The following is a 14,568-nucleotide window of genomic DNA, read 5'->3' on the forward strand; positions in this document are numbered from 1 at the left end:
AGGCCTTGCCCACCATGCATAAGCATATCAGGCAATAGGTTAGTAGCCGGTTAAGGATGATGTCGGTGATTTTCGGCGAGCAATAAGCCCAATAGTGTTGCTTACCGCTGAGGGCGCTCTATTCTCCTGATGGACACGGGAGGAATTCACATGAAAAAACTGAGCCTGATTGCCCTTATCTTTGTGGTTTGGACGGTGGTGCCGGCGCGTGGCAGCGATATACCAACAGCATCGCCCGAAGACGTAGGCCTGTCGGCGTCAACACTTGATGCCATGACGCGCCATTTCGACGCCTATATCAAGGAAGGCAAGCTCAGTGGCCTGACCACCCTGGTGGCCCGGCATGGCAAGGTGGTGCATTTCGAAACCTATGGCGACCGCACGCTGGCGGGGAATGAGGTGCTTAAGGATGATGATATTTTCCGCATCTATTCCATGACCAAGCCGGTGACCGGTGTGGCCCTGATGATGCTCTATGAGGAAGGCCGGTTTCAGCTGGATGATCCGGTCTCAGTCTATCTACCTGAATTTGCAAACGCCCAGGTCTTCGAGGCCATAGCGGAAGACGGCACGGTTGAAACCGTGCCAGCGAAGCGCCCGATCACCATTCGGGACCTGATGCGCCACACGGCCGGCCTGACCTATGGCCTGTTCGGCGAAACCCCGGTGGACAAGCTGTATCAAAAAAACGGCGTACTGCAGTATGGCCTGTCGGCAGAGGAATGGATTTCCCGCCTGGCCAGCCAGCCACTGCTGTATCAGCCCGGCGACCAGTGGGTCTACAGCTTTGCTGTCGATGTGCAGGGGCGTCTGATCGAGGTGCTATCGGGCAAACCGCTGGACCAGTTTTTTGAAGACCGGATTTTCAAACCGCTCGGCATGACCGATACGGGTTTCTATATTTCAGCAGAAAAGGCCACGCGCCTTGTCGATATGGTCAAGCCCGTTCAGGATCCAGCGGAAGGCGAAGGCCTGACCGTCACGACCGACCCTTATTTCCCGGACTATACCAAGAAACCGGCCAGCTTTTCTGGCGGTGGCGGGCTGGTCTCCACCACGCTTGATTATTGGCGGTTTGCCCAGATGCTGGCGAACGGCGGCGAGCTGGACGGTGTGCGCCTCCTGAAGCCGGAGACAATCCGCCTGATGGCGTCAGACCAACTGCCCCCGCAAGCGGCGGGCCTTTGGGGCGCTGACCGCGGGCTCGGTTTCGGGCTGGATTTCGCCGTGGTCAAGGACGTGCAGAAATATGGCGGGTACGGCAGTGAAGGCATTTTCTACTGGAGCGGCATGGCCAACACCCATTTCTGGGTCGACCCCAAGGAAGACATGGTGGTGATCCTGATGACAAACCTGCTGCCTTATGGCGCAGTGCCCCTTCGGGAAGACCTGACCAAATATGTGTATGAGGCCTTGGGCCAGACGGTCAGCCCTCAGGTCGCCCAAGGTCATTGACCTTTCAACAGGTTGTCTCTGGGTCAAAACCAAAAAATTATTGGATGACGCCTGCGTGTGTGGGTAGGCGCGTTAACGCAGTAGCGGCGGGGCATGGGCCCCGCCGCGCGCCCGGCTGTCTGCTCACAACGGATGACCCCCATCTACTCAGAGCGAACAACAATGGCGACTTTGTCCCGCCGCATGCCAGCCTTTACCGCTTCGTTATGGATGCGGATAAACTGGCCCATGGCCGCGCTCGGGTCTGTTTCCACCACTACAGGCGCCTCGGGGCGGGCGGTGTGCTCCTGTTTGATGATCGCCTCTATCGACCAATGGTCAATCAGCCGCCCGGCATGGAAGATGCGGCTGGCGGCATCCACGGAGAAGCCGATCGGCTCAGTCGGGGATTTCGGGCCTGGCTGCGGCTTCTGGAAGTTTACCGAAAGGCCATCCTCGCGGATGAAGCTGGCGGTGACGATGAAGAAGATCAGCATGATGAAGACAATATCCAGCATGGGGGTCATGTCTGTGCGGGCTGCGGTCCGGGAGCGGGTACGTGTGCGCATGGCGGCCTCCTTACTGGGTCTGAGTAAGTTCAAAGGTCATGCGGAACTGGCCCCTGGACGCCCGCGGCTGGCCGTCCACCACCGTCGGTTTGTATTTGAACTTCTGGATCGCCTTGAGGGCGGCCCGTTCGAAATAGCCCTTGGGGTTGGCATCAATCACCACGGCATTTTCAACAGTTCCCATTTCAGAGACGGTGAAATCCAGGATAACCCAGCCTTCGACACCGTCGATCAGGGCCCGCCGCGGGTAGGTGGGGTTGACGCGTACGATCGGAATACGCTCGCCATCAGAGACCCCCAGTTTGAAAGTGGTGCCTGTTGAGTTGATATAGGGTTTAGGAGCGGGGCCGACTTCAAAGTTGAAGCCATCAAAAGAAGCGGAGCGATCGACTTCGACTTCTGGCTGGGGTTCTGGTTCCGGCGGCGGGGTGACCCGCTCAATTTCACGTGCCGGTCGAACTTCGATATCACCTATATTCACATCCAGCCTGATCGGCGGTCGGGGCTCGGCAAAATCCAAATCATCTGAGGCCACCAGGCTCTGCATCAGGTAGAACAGGCCGAAGGTTGCGGCCATCGCTACACCGGAAATGGGAACCAGTTTGGTTTGATTGGTTGTTGCGAACATAACGCCCTCCATCAATGTTATGATGTAACATTATCAGAGGATTTCGATTTTGAAAAGTTATAATGTAACTTTTTATCGGGCAGCAGTCCCGAGGCGCCGAAGTTTGGCGAACCAGCCCTGCTTTTTTGCGGCGCTGGCTTTGTCGGTCATGCCGAAATAGCTGGTGCGGATAGGTCCGCAGCCTGAGAAGGCCAGCACATTGCGGATGAAGAACTTGACACCGTGGGCCCGGAAAAACAGCCGGTAGGCGAAAGCCGGCATGCCCAAGGTGACAACCAGGCGGACGGAACACCCCTTCATCAGCTTGCGCCATGCCACCGGGTCATTGCCTTCAGGCATCAGGTTGGGGCGGAATATCTGCTCAAAGAAAGCCTTGAGGAGCGCCGGCAGGCTGCCGAGCCACAAGGGAAAGATGATCACCAGATGATCGGCCGCGAGGATTTGCTGCTGGACCTGCGTCAGCCCGTCTGGGGTTGGGCCCTTGGTCCAGTCGGCAGGCGACCGCAGGACCGGGAAGTCGAGATCTGCGACAGTGACCCGCGCTACAGAATGGCCGGCGTCTTGCGCGCCGTCACTATAGGCGTCCGCGAGGGCGTGACAAAGGTGGGTGGTGGTGGTGTCTGGGTGGCCCTGCAGGACCAGGATATTCTTCGGCTTGGACATATGGATGCGCTCCCATTGGGTTGGCTGCATCCTGCCAGCGGAGAAGTCGCCGTTCCTTGACTGTGATCAACTGGCCCGCCTTCAGGCAGCGGCGGTTAGGCAAGGAGGTATCGCGGCAGGCAGGGGCAATAGCTGCCTGTGGGCTCAGGGCTTCGCTCGGTCGGCAAGCTCCCCAAAGAAAAACGGCGCCCCGAGGGACGCCGTTCTGATGGTTTTGGTGAAAAGCGTTTAGCCTTTCAGCATCTCTTCGCGGGCTTCTTCAGCGGCGAGATAGCTCTCCCACTGAGTGACCATGCGCTTGTCCTTGCGGTCGGTTGCCATACGCTTGGCAGTCTTGAAGGCCTGGCGGGCTTCCTTGAACTGCTTCAGCTCGGTATAGGCCTGACCCTGCTGCATGGTAGCAGACAGAATCTTGTCTTTGGCTTTATCCGACTTGTCGCCCTTGAACGCTTTGATCACATTCTCGAACGAACCAACGGCATCCTTATAGTGTCCAAGCTGCATCTGCACCTGAGCGATCTGGAACCAGAGGTCGCCATCTTCATCGCCTTTTGCGGCTACGGAAAGCGGTTTGAGCGCCTTCTCGTATTCGTAGGCCATCATATAGCATTGACCGAGGATCTTCTCGTTCTTGGGGGATTGCTCGACACGGTTTTCCTTGAAAGCCTTTTCGAGAATCCAGGCACATTTGATTGGAGCACCGCGCGCCAACTGGATCTGGGCAACGTTCACGAGCTGAGTCTCGTTATCGTCGAGGAAGCCTTGCTTGTAAGCTGCTTCCGTCAGCGAGTAGGAGGTCTGCTCCTGGCCCAGTTCCTGATAGATCCCTGCCAGCTGGGTCCAATAGCGAGGCTTTGGCCAGTTGATCAGGAGGATCTCCAGCACATCACGGACTTTTTCATACTGGCCAAGTTCCCAGTGAGAGGAGAGAGCAATGCTGTACCAGCTTTCTTTCACTTCCACTGTGTCTACGGTCTTGCCCACTTCGATTGCCTGATAGATATAGTTCAGGCACTCTTCGAATTCGTTCCGTACATAGTGCAGGTTGGCGATGAACTGCAGGTTGCTGACGCTGATGAGCGTCGGGTCAACACGGTTCTGCCAGCGCTGGATATATTCCAGCGATTTGTCGAAATCTTCTTCACTATAATAGAGTTGCCCCAGATTATAGATGATGCCGATTTCAAGAGCTTCCGGGATGGAATCTGCAAACCTGAGGATCTCTTCGTAAGCACGGATCGTGCCTTGAACGTCATCTTGCTCGTAGAATACCTGTGCCTTCAACTGCCAGGCCACGGCTTTTTCATAGTCGTTGGCCTTGCGCTCAAGGGCGTCATTCAGGATTTCCATACCTTCCGCATAGTTCTTAAGGTCGATGGCTTCCTGGGCCTTCTGCAGCTTCTTGTGGAAGTCTGCGCTCAGCGCCTGAACCTTGCGGGTTTTTTGCTCACGTCCAGCATCCGCCCGTTGAGCGAACGCTGCTTTTTCACCAAAGATTGGCGTACCTTCCGGCATTGGCAGCGCAGCAAGAACTGCAGCTGCCGCGACGGCCATTGGAAGGGACTTGATGGTCTTGATCATGTTCATGACTTTCTCCTCCCCCCTATTAATCGGCCAAGTCGAAGCTGAAGCGGTATTTCACACCGGTCACCTTCTGCGGTTGGCCATTGACCACCTTGGGCTTGTATTTGAACTTCTGCGCAGCTTTCGTTGCAGCCCGTTCAAAATAGCCTTTTGGGTCAGCGTCAATGATAATGATGCTTTCAGGCGGTACTGTACCGTCTTCGTTCACCGTCAATTCTACAATCACATAGCCTTCGATGCCGCGCTCTTGCGCCCGACGAGGATATTGTGGTTGCACGCGCACCAGCGGCAGATAGTCACCGTCCTGGCTAGGACCGAGGTCGATGGAACCCAGATCAACACCTGCGCCAGAGTTGGCACGGCCGATCGCCAGGTTCATCTTGTTCGGGCCCTGTAGGTCCACCTGAGGTGTTTCCATCTCCGGCGGTGGGGCTTCCACTTCCGGCGGCTTCTCTACTTTACGCTCCATGCGTTGAGGCGGCTGTTCGTCAATATCCTCCACGACGCTGACAAAACGCAGGCGCTTTGAGTCGTCGATGTTCACGTCCTGGTCAAAGTTGACCAGGGCCTGCATGAGGAAGAACAAGCCAAAGGTTACGCCAGAAGCGGCAAAGAATGCAGTAGCTAATCTTGCAATCATGATCCTTGCTCCGCTGCTATGGCAATTGTTGGGACGCCAGCATCGCGCACGGCGTCGTACACTTTCATTACCAAACCGGCCTTCGCTTCTTCGTCTGCCTGGATTGCAACAGTCCCTTTCGGGTTTTCACTGTGCAGTTTCTCAACCGCTGTCCGCAGAGCATCAAGCTCGACAGAGTCACGGTTGATCCAGATTTCGTCGTCAGGCGTGACAGCGATCAAAATACTGACTTGCGTCTGTGGTGTCGCTGTTTCCGCCGACGGCTTTACAACCTGGATCCCGGCTTCCTTTACGAAGACCGCAGTAACGATGAAGAAGATCAGCATGATGAACACGATGTCGAGCATCGGGGTCATGTTGATGTCTGCCTCTTCTTCTTCTCTTTGTGCGTGGTCTCGCATTGTTTTCTCCACTATGCCCCCTGAGGGACTGCCCTTGAGGCGGGGGCTGTGCCCCCACCGGCTTACTTCTTGGGCGTCATTACGACTTTGTCAGTGCCGATCCCGATAGCCATCGCCGCATCATAGATACGGAGCGAGAGGCCAAAATGGGACCCTTCGGCAGCCTGAATAACAACCGGTGCCTCCGGACGCTCCACGCTTTCTTTCTTGATAATCGATGACACGGACGAGATGTCTACATAACGGAAGTCATGCATAATCCGGCCACTGTTATCGATAATGAAAGCGATAGCGCGCTTGTCATCGTCCGGCGGCGGAGGATTTTCAGTATTGTTATCCTCCGGTTTGTTGATCTCCAGACCAGCTTCTTTGACAAAGGTTGCGGTAACGATGAAGAAGATCAGCATGATGAACACGATGTCGAGCATCGGCGTCATGTTAACTTCGGCTTCGTCGCCCCCTTTTGCAAATTTACGCATTGGTCAAACTCCAAATCTGGTCTTAGTGATCCGTTGTCAGGCTATCTTCGAGCCGCTCGGATTCGCGTTTCGCACGACGTTCGATATAGGTGCTGAGGAAGATGCCAGAAAGTGCGGCAACCATACCCGCCATAGTCGGGATTGTTGCTTTGGATACACCTGCTGCCATGGCGCGAGCGTTCGAAGAACCCTGTGTTGCCATAACCTCAAACACTTCAATCATCCCCGTAACCGTACCCAGAAGCCCGATAAGCGGACAAAGGGCAACGAGCGTTTTGATCATGCCAACACCCTGATTCAGGTTGTTGTTGACCTCGGAAATCATGGCAGTGCGGATTTTGTGCGCATACCATGACCGACGCTCGGCACGGGATTCCCATGCATCGACAACGCGATTCTTCTGCTTGTTGTACTCCAGTGCGAAGTACCAAAGACGCTCGACGATTAGCACCCACATAATGAACGTGACGCCAAGCACCAGGAACAGGACGCTACCGCCCCGCTCCATGAAGGCTTGGATCGCGCCGAATGCTTCGTTAAGCGCTAGCATTCGCGTGCTCCTTCTCTGCGTGAACAGCGATGATACCAGCGGATTGTTCTTCCAGTACGTGGATCACGGACTTGGAAGCACCGGCAACGAAGCTGTGCAAGAGCAGAGTAGGGATAGCAACCACGAGACCTTCCACCGTCGTCATCAGTGCGGCGGAGATACCTGCGGCCATCATGCTTGGGTCACCAGTACCGAACAGGGTAATCGCCTGGAAGGTCTGGATCATACCAGTCACTGTACCGAGCAGACCAAACAGTGGTGCTACCGCGGAGATCAGCTTGATCAGCGTCAGGAAGCGCTCAAGGGCAGGCGTTTCCTTCAGGATTGCTTCGTCAAGCTTCAGTTCAAGCGTCTCAACATCAACGTTTTTGTTGCTGTCGTAAACGGAGAGAACACGGCCCAGCGGGTTGTTGGTGTCAGCTACGTCAGAACGGATCTGCTTTTTCACCTTGCCGGAAACCAGCATCAGGTAAAGCCACTGAACAACCGCCATCAGAACGCCGATCGCACCCAGTGTCAGGGTCAGGTAACCAATGAAACCACCTTGAGCGAGATACTCAGGGAGTGTTGGCTTCTCAACTTCGAGGTTCAGGATCTGACCACGTGATGGGTCGATCGCGATTTCTGCGAAGCCGCTGGTTGCACCCTGGAACGGCTCAATCGTGCCAGTCAGACGACCGGAAGGCTGGCGCTGCAGCTCTTCAACTGTACCGTCGTTCTTCAGGATGAAGAACTTGCCTTCGCCCACGAGGCCGAAGTCACCGATACGAGTGATTTCTGCAGTGTAGGTGTTGCCGTCAACGCCGCGAACGGTGTGGTTGAAGGATTTCACCTGACCGGAACCGATCATCTCCAGAACCATCTGGGATGGCCAAGCGCGGATTTCTTCGATGGATGGCAGCTCAGACGTGGAGGACGCTTTTTCAACAAGCGTGTTGATTGGCTCCATACGGCCTGAGTTGTCGACTGTTACGTGCGAAGACGCGATAACGGATTTGGCGTCACCAGCAGCTTGCTGAAGAACACCGAACAGCTCCTGGAGCTGACCGAGACGCTCGCGCTGGAGTTCCAGCTGACGGGCAATTTCAGTTTCGTTATTGCGGCGAGTCTCTTCGAGACGCGCACTTTCACGCTCCAGGCGCTGCTGTGTCTGGCGCTCTTCGGCCAGAAGCTGAGCCTGTTGCTCTTTGCGGGCCATAAATTCGGCTTCGCGCTCTTTGTGCTGCTGAGTTTCAGTAGCACGGCCTTCTTTAACTTTGCTCAGAAGGCTGTTCAGGTCTGCGGTTTGAGCTTGTGCAGCGGCTGTGAAGCCAAGCACGAGAACTGCAGCAGAGGTCAGAAGTCTTTTCATTGTTATTACTCCCCTTACTGAGCCGGTGCTTTGACAGGCAGTGTCAGCACGTCAATTGGCATCTGGCTGCGAGCCATACGGATGAGTTGCTTAACCGGCGTGCCGAATTCGTCACCCAGCTGTACCCAGGACCGGCTGTTCTGGTCCCAAGTCGCGGTCTCTTTACCGTCTTTAGTCTGGTAGTAGAACGCAACACGACCCACGCGAACGAAGTTCACGCTGCGGCCATCTTCGAGGGTGTCCTCGTAAGCGTTGATCGAACGACCGTACTGAACCTCAGCCTTGTAGGCTTCGAGGATCACGCGGAAGCGCTCAGGATCGCTTACGTTCGGGTCGTCAATCACGTCAGTCAGGTTCGAGAGACGCTCACGGCGCTCGTCGATCTGGAACGGAATATCGAGTTCCACAAACTCAGACAGATCTTTGATCATGTCTTCCATCAGCGGAATCACTTGACGCTTGATTTCGTCAATCTGCCCGATGGAGCGTTTGATTTTCTCGATTTCTTCTTCCTGCTTGGTGATCACCCGGCGCTGTTGAGCGTTGTACGCCCGCAGACCAGCGTTGGTCTTCAGAACCGTTTTGAACTCCGTGTAAAGTTTGGAAGTAGCGTCGGCTGTTTTATCAATAGTAGCCTGGGACGCTTGTGCGATTTTAGTGGCCTGGTTTACCTCGTCTACGATCGACTTCAGGCGTGCATCTTGTGCGTTAGCAGCAGTTGCACCCAGAAGGATCGAGGCAACCGCAGCCGTCGAGACAGCTATACGTTTCACTTTAGCCTTATCCATTTTCTGCCCACATGGGTTTTAACAAAGCTACAGAACTCCCCGTGGAACAGGGCATCCTGCAGCGGATTAAACCTTGCAAAGATGAGGTGCCCGAAGGCCCCAAACCTTTACCCTTTCAAAAATTGGGAGCAAGCCGACAGCTATGCATAGTCCCGGACCCAAGAGCCCGTTCAGTCACAGAGTCGTTTCAAAAGGCTTTCCCGTACCTCTCCCAATTGTGCCGACCACCTCACGGATTTGCTCCGCTTTTTATCTCTTTGTCTCGCCGCCTATATTCCGACCTCGGGGAGGCAGGAGGACGATTTATTATGATTTTCCCCGCCCCCAGAAACTTGCGTCTCTGAAAGTGGAGATGAGACGGGCGGTCCGGCTCGGAGCCTATCATCCAAGAATCTTCTGTGATTCCAAGCAAAAATTTCACTTTTCGTATCAGAATCACGTCAAGCATATAATTTTACTGCGTCCAATCCGTTGGCTGAGTAGACAAAATTAGTATGTAATAATATAACTGATGGCGTGCAAAGTCAATTGTTTAGCACGGATGTGTGCCGGTGATAGACGGTGGGATGGGAACAATCAGACTTTGGTCGGTATTGGCAAGAACACACCAAACCATGGTTTAGAATGCATCAGGAACGGGCGGTGTTTTTCTGCTGCAATTCCATCAGGGCCGCCACGACGCCGTGCCACTGATTCTCGGTAGATACCTGAATTGCATGTTCAATTCCCATATGGCTGGACAGACGATTGGCCAACATCCGACTGTCGTCGGAAATGTGACCGGTGTCGAATTCGCCTGCGCTGCCCTGGGGGGTAACACATGAAGATGAACGCATACTGCACACCCTTTACTAACTACATACCTCTCGCTGCCGACTGGCGCCGACAGGAAATATAGTAGAGGCCAGTTCTAAAAATCGGGTTAACAGGTGCTGACGATTTGACCCAAAGCGTGGGCAATTTAATTCCGAAAAAGGGCTCATTTTTCTGCCCCAGCGCGCGCAAAACAATCTCCGGACGAGGGTGATTCGGTAGCAGCCCATGCCAAATAGCCGGAAATTCGTGGTGACTCGCAGTGGCTTAGAGCACTTCGGGCACAAGAGTGACCCGCCGCAAGCCCCGCACACTGTTGCCGATATAGAGTTCGTCGGCCGCCATCAGGTCCGCGCGGCGAATCACTGCTTCCGAAATCTTTGGGCTATGGCCTGAAAGGAGAGCCTGCCGAAACGTCCCGGCCAGCAGCCCGCACGTCTGCGCGGGGGTCAGCCACTGGCCGTCCCTGACGATGAAGACAGTGCTGATGGCACCTTCGGTCAGCTCATCGCGCTCGTTGAAGAACAGGATGTCCTCAAAGCCGGCCTTGAAGGCGCGGGCGAATGCACCGTCATAGAGCGGGCGGTTGGTGGTCTTGTGAAACAGGAACAGATCACCAGATTGCACCCGGTCCTTGGCCAGGCACACACGCCCGGTCCCGGCCTGGGGCACAAGGGCTGTACTGGTGACGGTCACGGCGCCCGTTTGACCGAGCAGCAGCCGCACCCGGCGCGGCGTGTCCATGGGCAGAAAGGCCTCGCGGTGCGCGTCCAGCATGGCCATGACCAGCTCCCGGTCGAAGGCAAAATCGAAATAACCGGCGCTGGCCTCCAGCCGTGCCAGGTGGGCGTCCAAGAGGTCAAAGCTGCCGTCCGTGTCCAGCCTCATGGTCTCGATCAGCGAAAAGTCTTTGGCGTTTTTGGCTTCTGTCTTGGTAAAGCGCGCCTTCAGCAGGCATTCCTGATACTCGCCCGCCGGGTCGCTGTCCGCCACCACGCCGCTGCCCACGCTTAACCGGCCATGGCCGTCCGGCCCGAAAGCCAGCGTGCGAATCGGCACATTGAGCGACCAGTCCATCTGGCCGTCACTGCCCGGGCTGAAGTGGCCGATGGTGCCACAATAAACACCCCGGGGTGCCGCTTCGAGTTCAGCGATAACTTCCATCGCCCGCACCTTGGGTGCGCCGGTGACCGACCCGCACGGGAACAGCGCCGCCAGGAGCGCGGACGGCGTCAGCGCCGCGTCTGCTTCTGCCTCGATGGTGGAGGTCATCTGCCACAGCGTGGGGTAGCGCTCGGTCTCAAACAGGCCCGTCACCTTCACGCTGCCGGGGCGGCTGATGCGACTGAGGTCATTCCTGATCAGGTCGACGATCATCAGGTTCTCGGCGCGGGATTTCTCGTCAGCCTTCAACTCAGTCGCCACCGTCTGATCATCCGCAGGTGTCAGGCCCCGGGGCGCGGTGCCCTTCATGGGCTTGCCGGTGAGCCTGTCGCCCTGGCGCCTGACGAACAGTTCGGGCGACAGCGACAGCACCTTATGGCCACCATGTTCCGCGCCGGTGTCGATATAGGCACCAAAAGGCACCGGCTGGCTGGCGCGCAGGCGTTCATACAGCGCCAGCGCATCGCCCTCAAGTCGGCAGGGCAACGGGAAGGTATGGTTGATCTGATAAACGTCCCCGGCTTCGATATAGGCGTGAACCTTGGCAAGTGCCGCCAGATAGTCGGCCTCCGAGACCGGCGACTCGCCGATCTCAAGTGTGGCCATATGCTGGTTGCCGCGCCGGGCATTGAAGAAAGCCTCACGTGCCTCACCCGGCGTCAGCTCTGTGCGCGTCCGGGTGGCCATCATCCAGATCAGCGGCTCATCCGCGCGCCCAGTCATCTGCGGCTTCAGCCGCGGCTCGAAATGCGCCGCGCATTCGTAAGATATCCAGCCCGCCAGATGCAGGCCGTCCGCGAGCGCCGCGTCCATGGCGGCCAGCGCTGCGCCCACCTCATCCAGGGTCTCGGCCACAATCACGCGCTCAGGATCACAGAACAGCAATGACCGTCCCGCCCGGTGCGCCGGGCGGCTATCGTCAAGGAGCACCATCGGTGCATTTCTGAAATCACTTACTGGCATAGGGGCAAAGGGCGCGCTGGCCTGCCTTCCGTTATTTAGTTACTATTGAAACTGTCGGGCTGGCGGATTAGAACCAGTTCCCAAAATCCGGGTCCTTATGAGACAGACCCACCGGCGCGTCAATATGGCGTGCTTTATAATAAAAGGGAAACCCTGATGCCCCTAACCAAACCCGAAGCCACCGACGTGCGCCCGATCGTTGACCCTGCTGAGCTTGAGACCATCACGGATCTCTATGACCGGGTGCAGTGGCTGTCGTCCTGGACCATCCATCACGCCAACAATATCCGCGAAAGCCGCGACGGCCTGAAGGTAGGCGGTCACCAGGCCTCAAGTGCGTCGCTCGCGGCCATCATGTGCGCGCTTTATTTTGGTGTGCTGCAGCCCGAGGATCGGGTGGCGGTCAAACCGCACGCCAGCCCGGTGTTCCATGCCATCCAGTATCTGTTCGGCAAGCAGACGCGCGACCAGCTTGAGCGTTTCCGCGCGCTCGGCGGTGCCCAAAGCTACCCAAGCCGCACCAAGGATATCGACGATGTGGATTTCTCCACCGGGTCCGTCGGGCTTGGCGTTGCCATGACGGCCTTCGCCTCCATGGTGCAGGACCATCTGATCGACCGCGGCCTTGTGAGTGCCGACAAGGCCGGCCGCATGATCGCCCTGATGGGCGACGCGGAGCTGGACGAAGGCAATATCTATGAAGCGCTGATCGAAGGCTACAAACATAACCTGAGGAACTGCTGGTGGGTGATCGACTATAACCGCCAGAGCCTTGATTCGATCACGTCCGACCGCATGTTCACCCGGTTCACCGACATCTTCGAGACCACGGGCTGGAAGGTGATCAACATCAAATACGGCAAGAAGCAGCAGGCGGCGTTTAAGAGGCCGGGCGGGATTGCGCTCCGCGACTGGATCGATGCCTGCCCCAACACGCTCTATAGTGCGCTGACCTACAAGGGCGGGGCTGCCTGGCGCGATCGCCTGATGGCGGATATCGGGTCGAAACGCGGGGTGAAGAAGCTCTTGGACGGCTATTCGGACGACGCGCTGCAGACGCTGATGACCAACCTGGGCGGCCACGATATTGAGCTCTTGCTTGAGACCTTCCGCTCCATCGACAGCGATCAGCCGCACTGTTTCATCTGCTATACGGTCAAAGGGTACGGCCTGCCGTTCCAGGGCCACAAGGACAACCATTCGGGCCTGATGAACCCATCCCAGATGGCTGAACTGCAGGCGCAAATGGGCGTGCCCGAGGGGCGCGAATGGGAACCGTTTGCCGGCATGGAAGACAAGGCCGCGCATCTTGAGAACTTCCTGAAGAAGGTTCCTTTCAACCAGCCAGCCACCCGCCGTCATGACGCACCGACCCTGAAGCTTGAGGATGCGCTCGAGCCCGTTACGGGCAAACAGTCGACCCAGGTGGCTTTCGGCAAGATCATGAATGCGCTCGGGAAGGGCACCAGTCCGCTGGCGGACCGCATCATCACCACCAGCCCGGACGTGACGGTGTCCACCAATCTGGGCGGTTGGGTGAACCAGCGCGGTATCTACAGCCGTGACCTGATGGAAGATGTCTTCAAGGCTGAAAAGGTAGTCAGCCCACAAATCTGGCAAGGCCACGGCAAGGGCCAGCATATGGAGCTGGGGATCGCTGAGAACAATCTGTTCCTTGCGCTCGCGGCCATGGGCCTTTCCGGCAGCCTGTTCGGCGAACGCCTGATTCCCGTGGGTACGCTGTATGACCCCTTCATCAACCGCGGTTTGGATGCGCTCAATTACGCCTGTTACCAGGACGCCCGCTTCATGCTGGTGGCGACACCAAGCGGATTGACGCTCGCGCCCGAAGGCGGTGCGCACCAGTCGATCCATACGCCGGTCATCGGTATGGCGCAGGACAAGCTTGTCTATTTCGAGCCCGCCTATACGGACGAGCTGGCGGCCATCATGGCCTGGGGCTTTGACTATATGCAGCAGCCGGACGGCAGCTCGATCTATCTGCGCCTGTCGACCCGCGCACTCGCGCAGCCCGAGCGGGACGGCGATGCCTGGCAGGCCGACCTGCTGAAGGGCGCCTATTGGGAACACACCCCGGAAGAGGGCGCTGAGCTGGCCATCATCTATACCGGCGCCGTGGCGCCTGAGGCGAATGCCGCCCTCCAGGAAATTCTGGAGGACGTGCCGGGTGCGGGGCTTATGGCTGTGCCGTCGCCCGACCTTCTGCACAAGGACTGGTCGGAAAGCGTGCGTTCGCTGGGCCGGGACGGTGTGCGGCGGGAAAGCCATATTGGCCGCCTGCTTTCTGGCCTGTCCCCCAATGCCGGGATTGTCACCGTCATCGACGGTGCGCCCACCACCCTCAGCTGGATCGGCGGCGTGAAGGGGCACCGCACCATGCCGTTGGGGGTCGATGAATTCGGCCAGTCGGGCGATATTGATGATCTGTACGACCGCTACCGCATCGGCACGGACGCCATTCTGGATGCCTGCGCATCTGTCTTCACCGCGCGGTAACGGCTTCCAAAATTGGCCCTATCA

At 57.1% G+C, this 14,568-nt stretch carries 14 protein-coding genes; 2 read left to right on the plus strand and 12 right to left on the minus strand.

The window, feature by feature from the left end; all coding sequences use genetic code 11:
* The first annotated feature begins 150 nt into the window (after window positions 1-150).
* A complete protein-coding gene (locus KORLAC_RS01530; RefSeq protein ID WP_068301814.1) occupies window positions 151-1,455 on the plus strand; it encodes a serine hydrolase domain-containing protein in 1,305 nt (434 codons plus the stop codon).
* Window positions 1,456-1,598: 143 nt separating this feature from the next.
* Here the strand turns inward: KORLAC_RS01530 and KORLAC_RS01535 are convergent, their stop codons facing one another.
* From KORLAC_RS01535 to pabB, 12 genes are all read right to left on the minus strand, one after another.
* Window positions 1,599-2,003, minus strand: a complete 405-nt coding sequence (locus KORLAC_RS01535) for an ExbD/TolR family protein (protein WP_068301817.1) — start codon at window positions 2,001-2,003, stop codon at window positions 1,599-1,601.
* 10 nt (window positions 2,004-2,013) lie between these two features.
* Window positions 2,014-2,631: an energy transducer TonB gene (locus KORLAC_RS01540; RefSeq protein ID WP_068301819.1), complete on the minus strand. Its 618-nt coding sequence runs from the start codon at window positions 2,629-2,631 to the stop codon at window positions 2,014-2,016.
* Window positions 2,632-2,703: 72 nt separating this feature from the next.
* A complete protein-coding gene (locus KORLAC_RS01545) occupies window positions 2,704-3,294 on the minus strand; it encodes an NAD(P)H-dependent oxidoreductase (RefSeq protein ID WP_068301822.1) in 591 nt (196 codons plus the stop codon).
* A gap of 228 nt (window positions 3,295-3,522) precedes the next feature.
* Window positions 3,523-4,881, minus strand: coding sequence for a tetratricopeptide repeat protein (locus KORLAC_RS01555; protein ID WP_068301828.1), 1,359 nt, complete (start codon window positions 4,879-4,881; stop codon window positions 3,523-3,525).
* Window positions 4,882-4,900: 19 nt separating this feature from the next.
* Window positions 4,901-5,518, minus strand: a complete 618-nt coding sequence (locus KORLAC_RS01560) for an energy transducer TonB (protein ID WP_068301830.1) — start codon at window positions 5,516-5,518, stop codon at window positions 4,901-4,903.
* The gene (locus KORLAC_RS01565) at window positions 5,515-5,919 is read right to left on the minus strand and encodes an ExbD/TolR family protein (RefSeq protein ID WP_068301833.1); all 405 of its coding nucleotides are present in this window, start codon (window positions 5,917-5,919) and stop codon (window positions 5,515-5,517) included. The genes KORLAC_RS01560 and KORLAC_RS01565 overlap by 4 nt, the downstream gene beginning before the upstream one ends.
* Before the next feature lie 62 nt (window positions 5,920-5,981).
* Window positions 5,982-6,398: an ExbD/TolR family protein gene (locus tag KORLAC_RS01570; protein WP_068301837.1), complete on the minus strand. Its 417-nt coding sequence runs from the start codon at window positions 6,396-6,398 to the stop codon at window positions 5,982-5,984.
* Between the two features lie 22 nt (window positions 6,399-6,420).
* Window positions 6,421-6,948, minus strand: coding sequence for a MotA/TolQ/ExbB proton channel family protein (locus KORLAC_RS01575; protein WP_068301849.1), 528 nt, complete (start codon window positions 6,946-6,948; stop codon window positions 6,421-6,423).
* A complete protein-coding gene (locus KORLAC_RS01580) occupies window positions 6,935-8,299 on the minus strand; it encodes a MotA/TolQ/ExbB proton channel family protein (protein WP_068301851.1) in 1,365 nt (454 codons plus the stop codon). The genes KORLAC_RS01575 and KORLAC_RS01580 overlap by 14 nt, the downstream gene beginning before the upstream one ends.
* Before the next feature lie 14 nt (window positions 8,300-8,313).
* Window positions 8,314-9,072 (minus strand): DUF3450 domain-containing protein, encoded by a 759-nt coding sequence (locus KORLAC_RS01585; protein ID WP_160328571.1) that lies wholly within the window; start codon window positions 9,070-9,072, stop codon window positions 8,314-8,316.
* 644 nt (window positions 9,073-9,716) lie between these two features.
* Entirely contained in the window at window positions 9,717-9,923 is a 207-nt protein-coding gene (locus tag KORLAC_RS01590) for a hypothetical protein (protein ID WP_068301858.1), read from the minus strand.
* A gap of 244 nt (window positions 9,924-10,167) precedes the next feature.
* Entirely contained in the window at window positions 10,168-11,997 is a 1,830-nt protein-coding gene (gene pabB / locus KORLAC_RS01595) for an aminodeoxychorismate synthase component I (RefSeq protein WP_160328572.1), read from the minus strand.
* Between the two features lie 186 nt (window positions 11,998-12,183).
* Here pabB and KORLAC_RS01600 point away from each other — a divergent pair, with 186 nt between their 5' ends.
* Complete coding sequence (locus KORLAC_RS01600; protein WP_068301862.1) at window positions 12,184-14,544, plus strand: transketolase; 2,361 nt, start codon at window positions 12,184-12,186, stop codon at window positions 14,542-14,544.
* The last annotated feature ends 24 nt before the right edge of the window (window positions 14,545-14,568 follow it).

It is taken from the genome of Kordiimonas lacus (assembly GCF_001550055.1).
Lineage (GTDB): Bacteria > Pseudomonadota > Alphaproteobacteria > Sphingomonadales > Kordiimonadaceae > Kordiimonas > Kordiimonas lacus.

Coding starts and splice junctions, on each gene's coding strand:
- KORLAC_RS01530 (WP_068301814.1), top strand. CDS start 151: ATGAAAAAACTGAGCCTGATTGCCCTTATCTTTGTGGTTTGGACGGTG.
- KORLAC_RS01555 (WP_068301828.1), bottom strand. CDS start 4,881: ATGAACATGATCAAGACCATCAAGTCCCTTCCAATGGCCGTCGCGGCA.
- KORLAC_RS01570 (WP_068301837.1), bottom strand. CDS start 6,398: ATGCGTAAATTTGCAAAAGGGGGCGACGAAGCCGAAGTTAACATGACG.
- KORLAC_RS01580 (WP_068301851.1), bottom strand. CDS start 8,299: ATGAAAAGACTTCTGACCTCTGCTGCAGTTCTCGTGCTTGGCTTCACA.
- KORLAC_RS01545 (WP_068301822.1), bottom strand. CDS start 3,294: ATGTCCAAGCCGAAGAATATCCTGGTCCTGCAGGGCCACCCAGACACC.
- pabB (WP_160328572.1), bottom strand. CDS start 11,997: ATGGTGCTCCTTGACGATAGCCGCCCGGCGCACCGGGCGGGACGGTCA.
- KORLAC_RS01575 (WP_068301849.1), bottom strand. CDS start 6,948: ATGCTAGCGCTTAACGAAGCATTCGGCGCGATCCAAGCCTTCATGGAG.
- KORLAC_RS01560 (WP_068301830.1), bottom strand. CDS start 5,518: ATGATTGCAAGATTAGCTACTGCATTCTTTGCCGCTTCTGGCGTAACC.
- KORLAC_RS01540 (WP_068301819.1), bottom strand. CDS start 2,631: ATGTTCGCAACAACCAATCAAACCAAACTGGTTCCCATTTCCGGTGTA.
- KORLAC_RS01590 (WP_068301858.1), bottom strand. CDS start 9,923: ATGCGTTCATCTTCATGTGTTACCCCCCAGGGCAGCGCAGGCGAATTC.
- KORLAC_RS01600 (WP_068301862.1), top strand. CDS start 12,184: ATGCCCCTAACCAAACCCGAAGCCACCGACGTGCGCCCGATCGTTGAC.
- KORLAC_RS01535 (WP_068301817.1), bottom strand. CDS start 2,003: ATGCGCACACGTACCCGCTCCCGGACCGCAGCCCGCACAGACATGACC.
- KORLAC_RS01565 (WP_068301833.1), bottom strand. CDS start 5,919: ATGCGAGACCACGCACAAAGAGAAGAAGAAGAGGCAGACATCAACATG.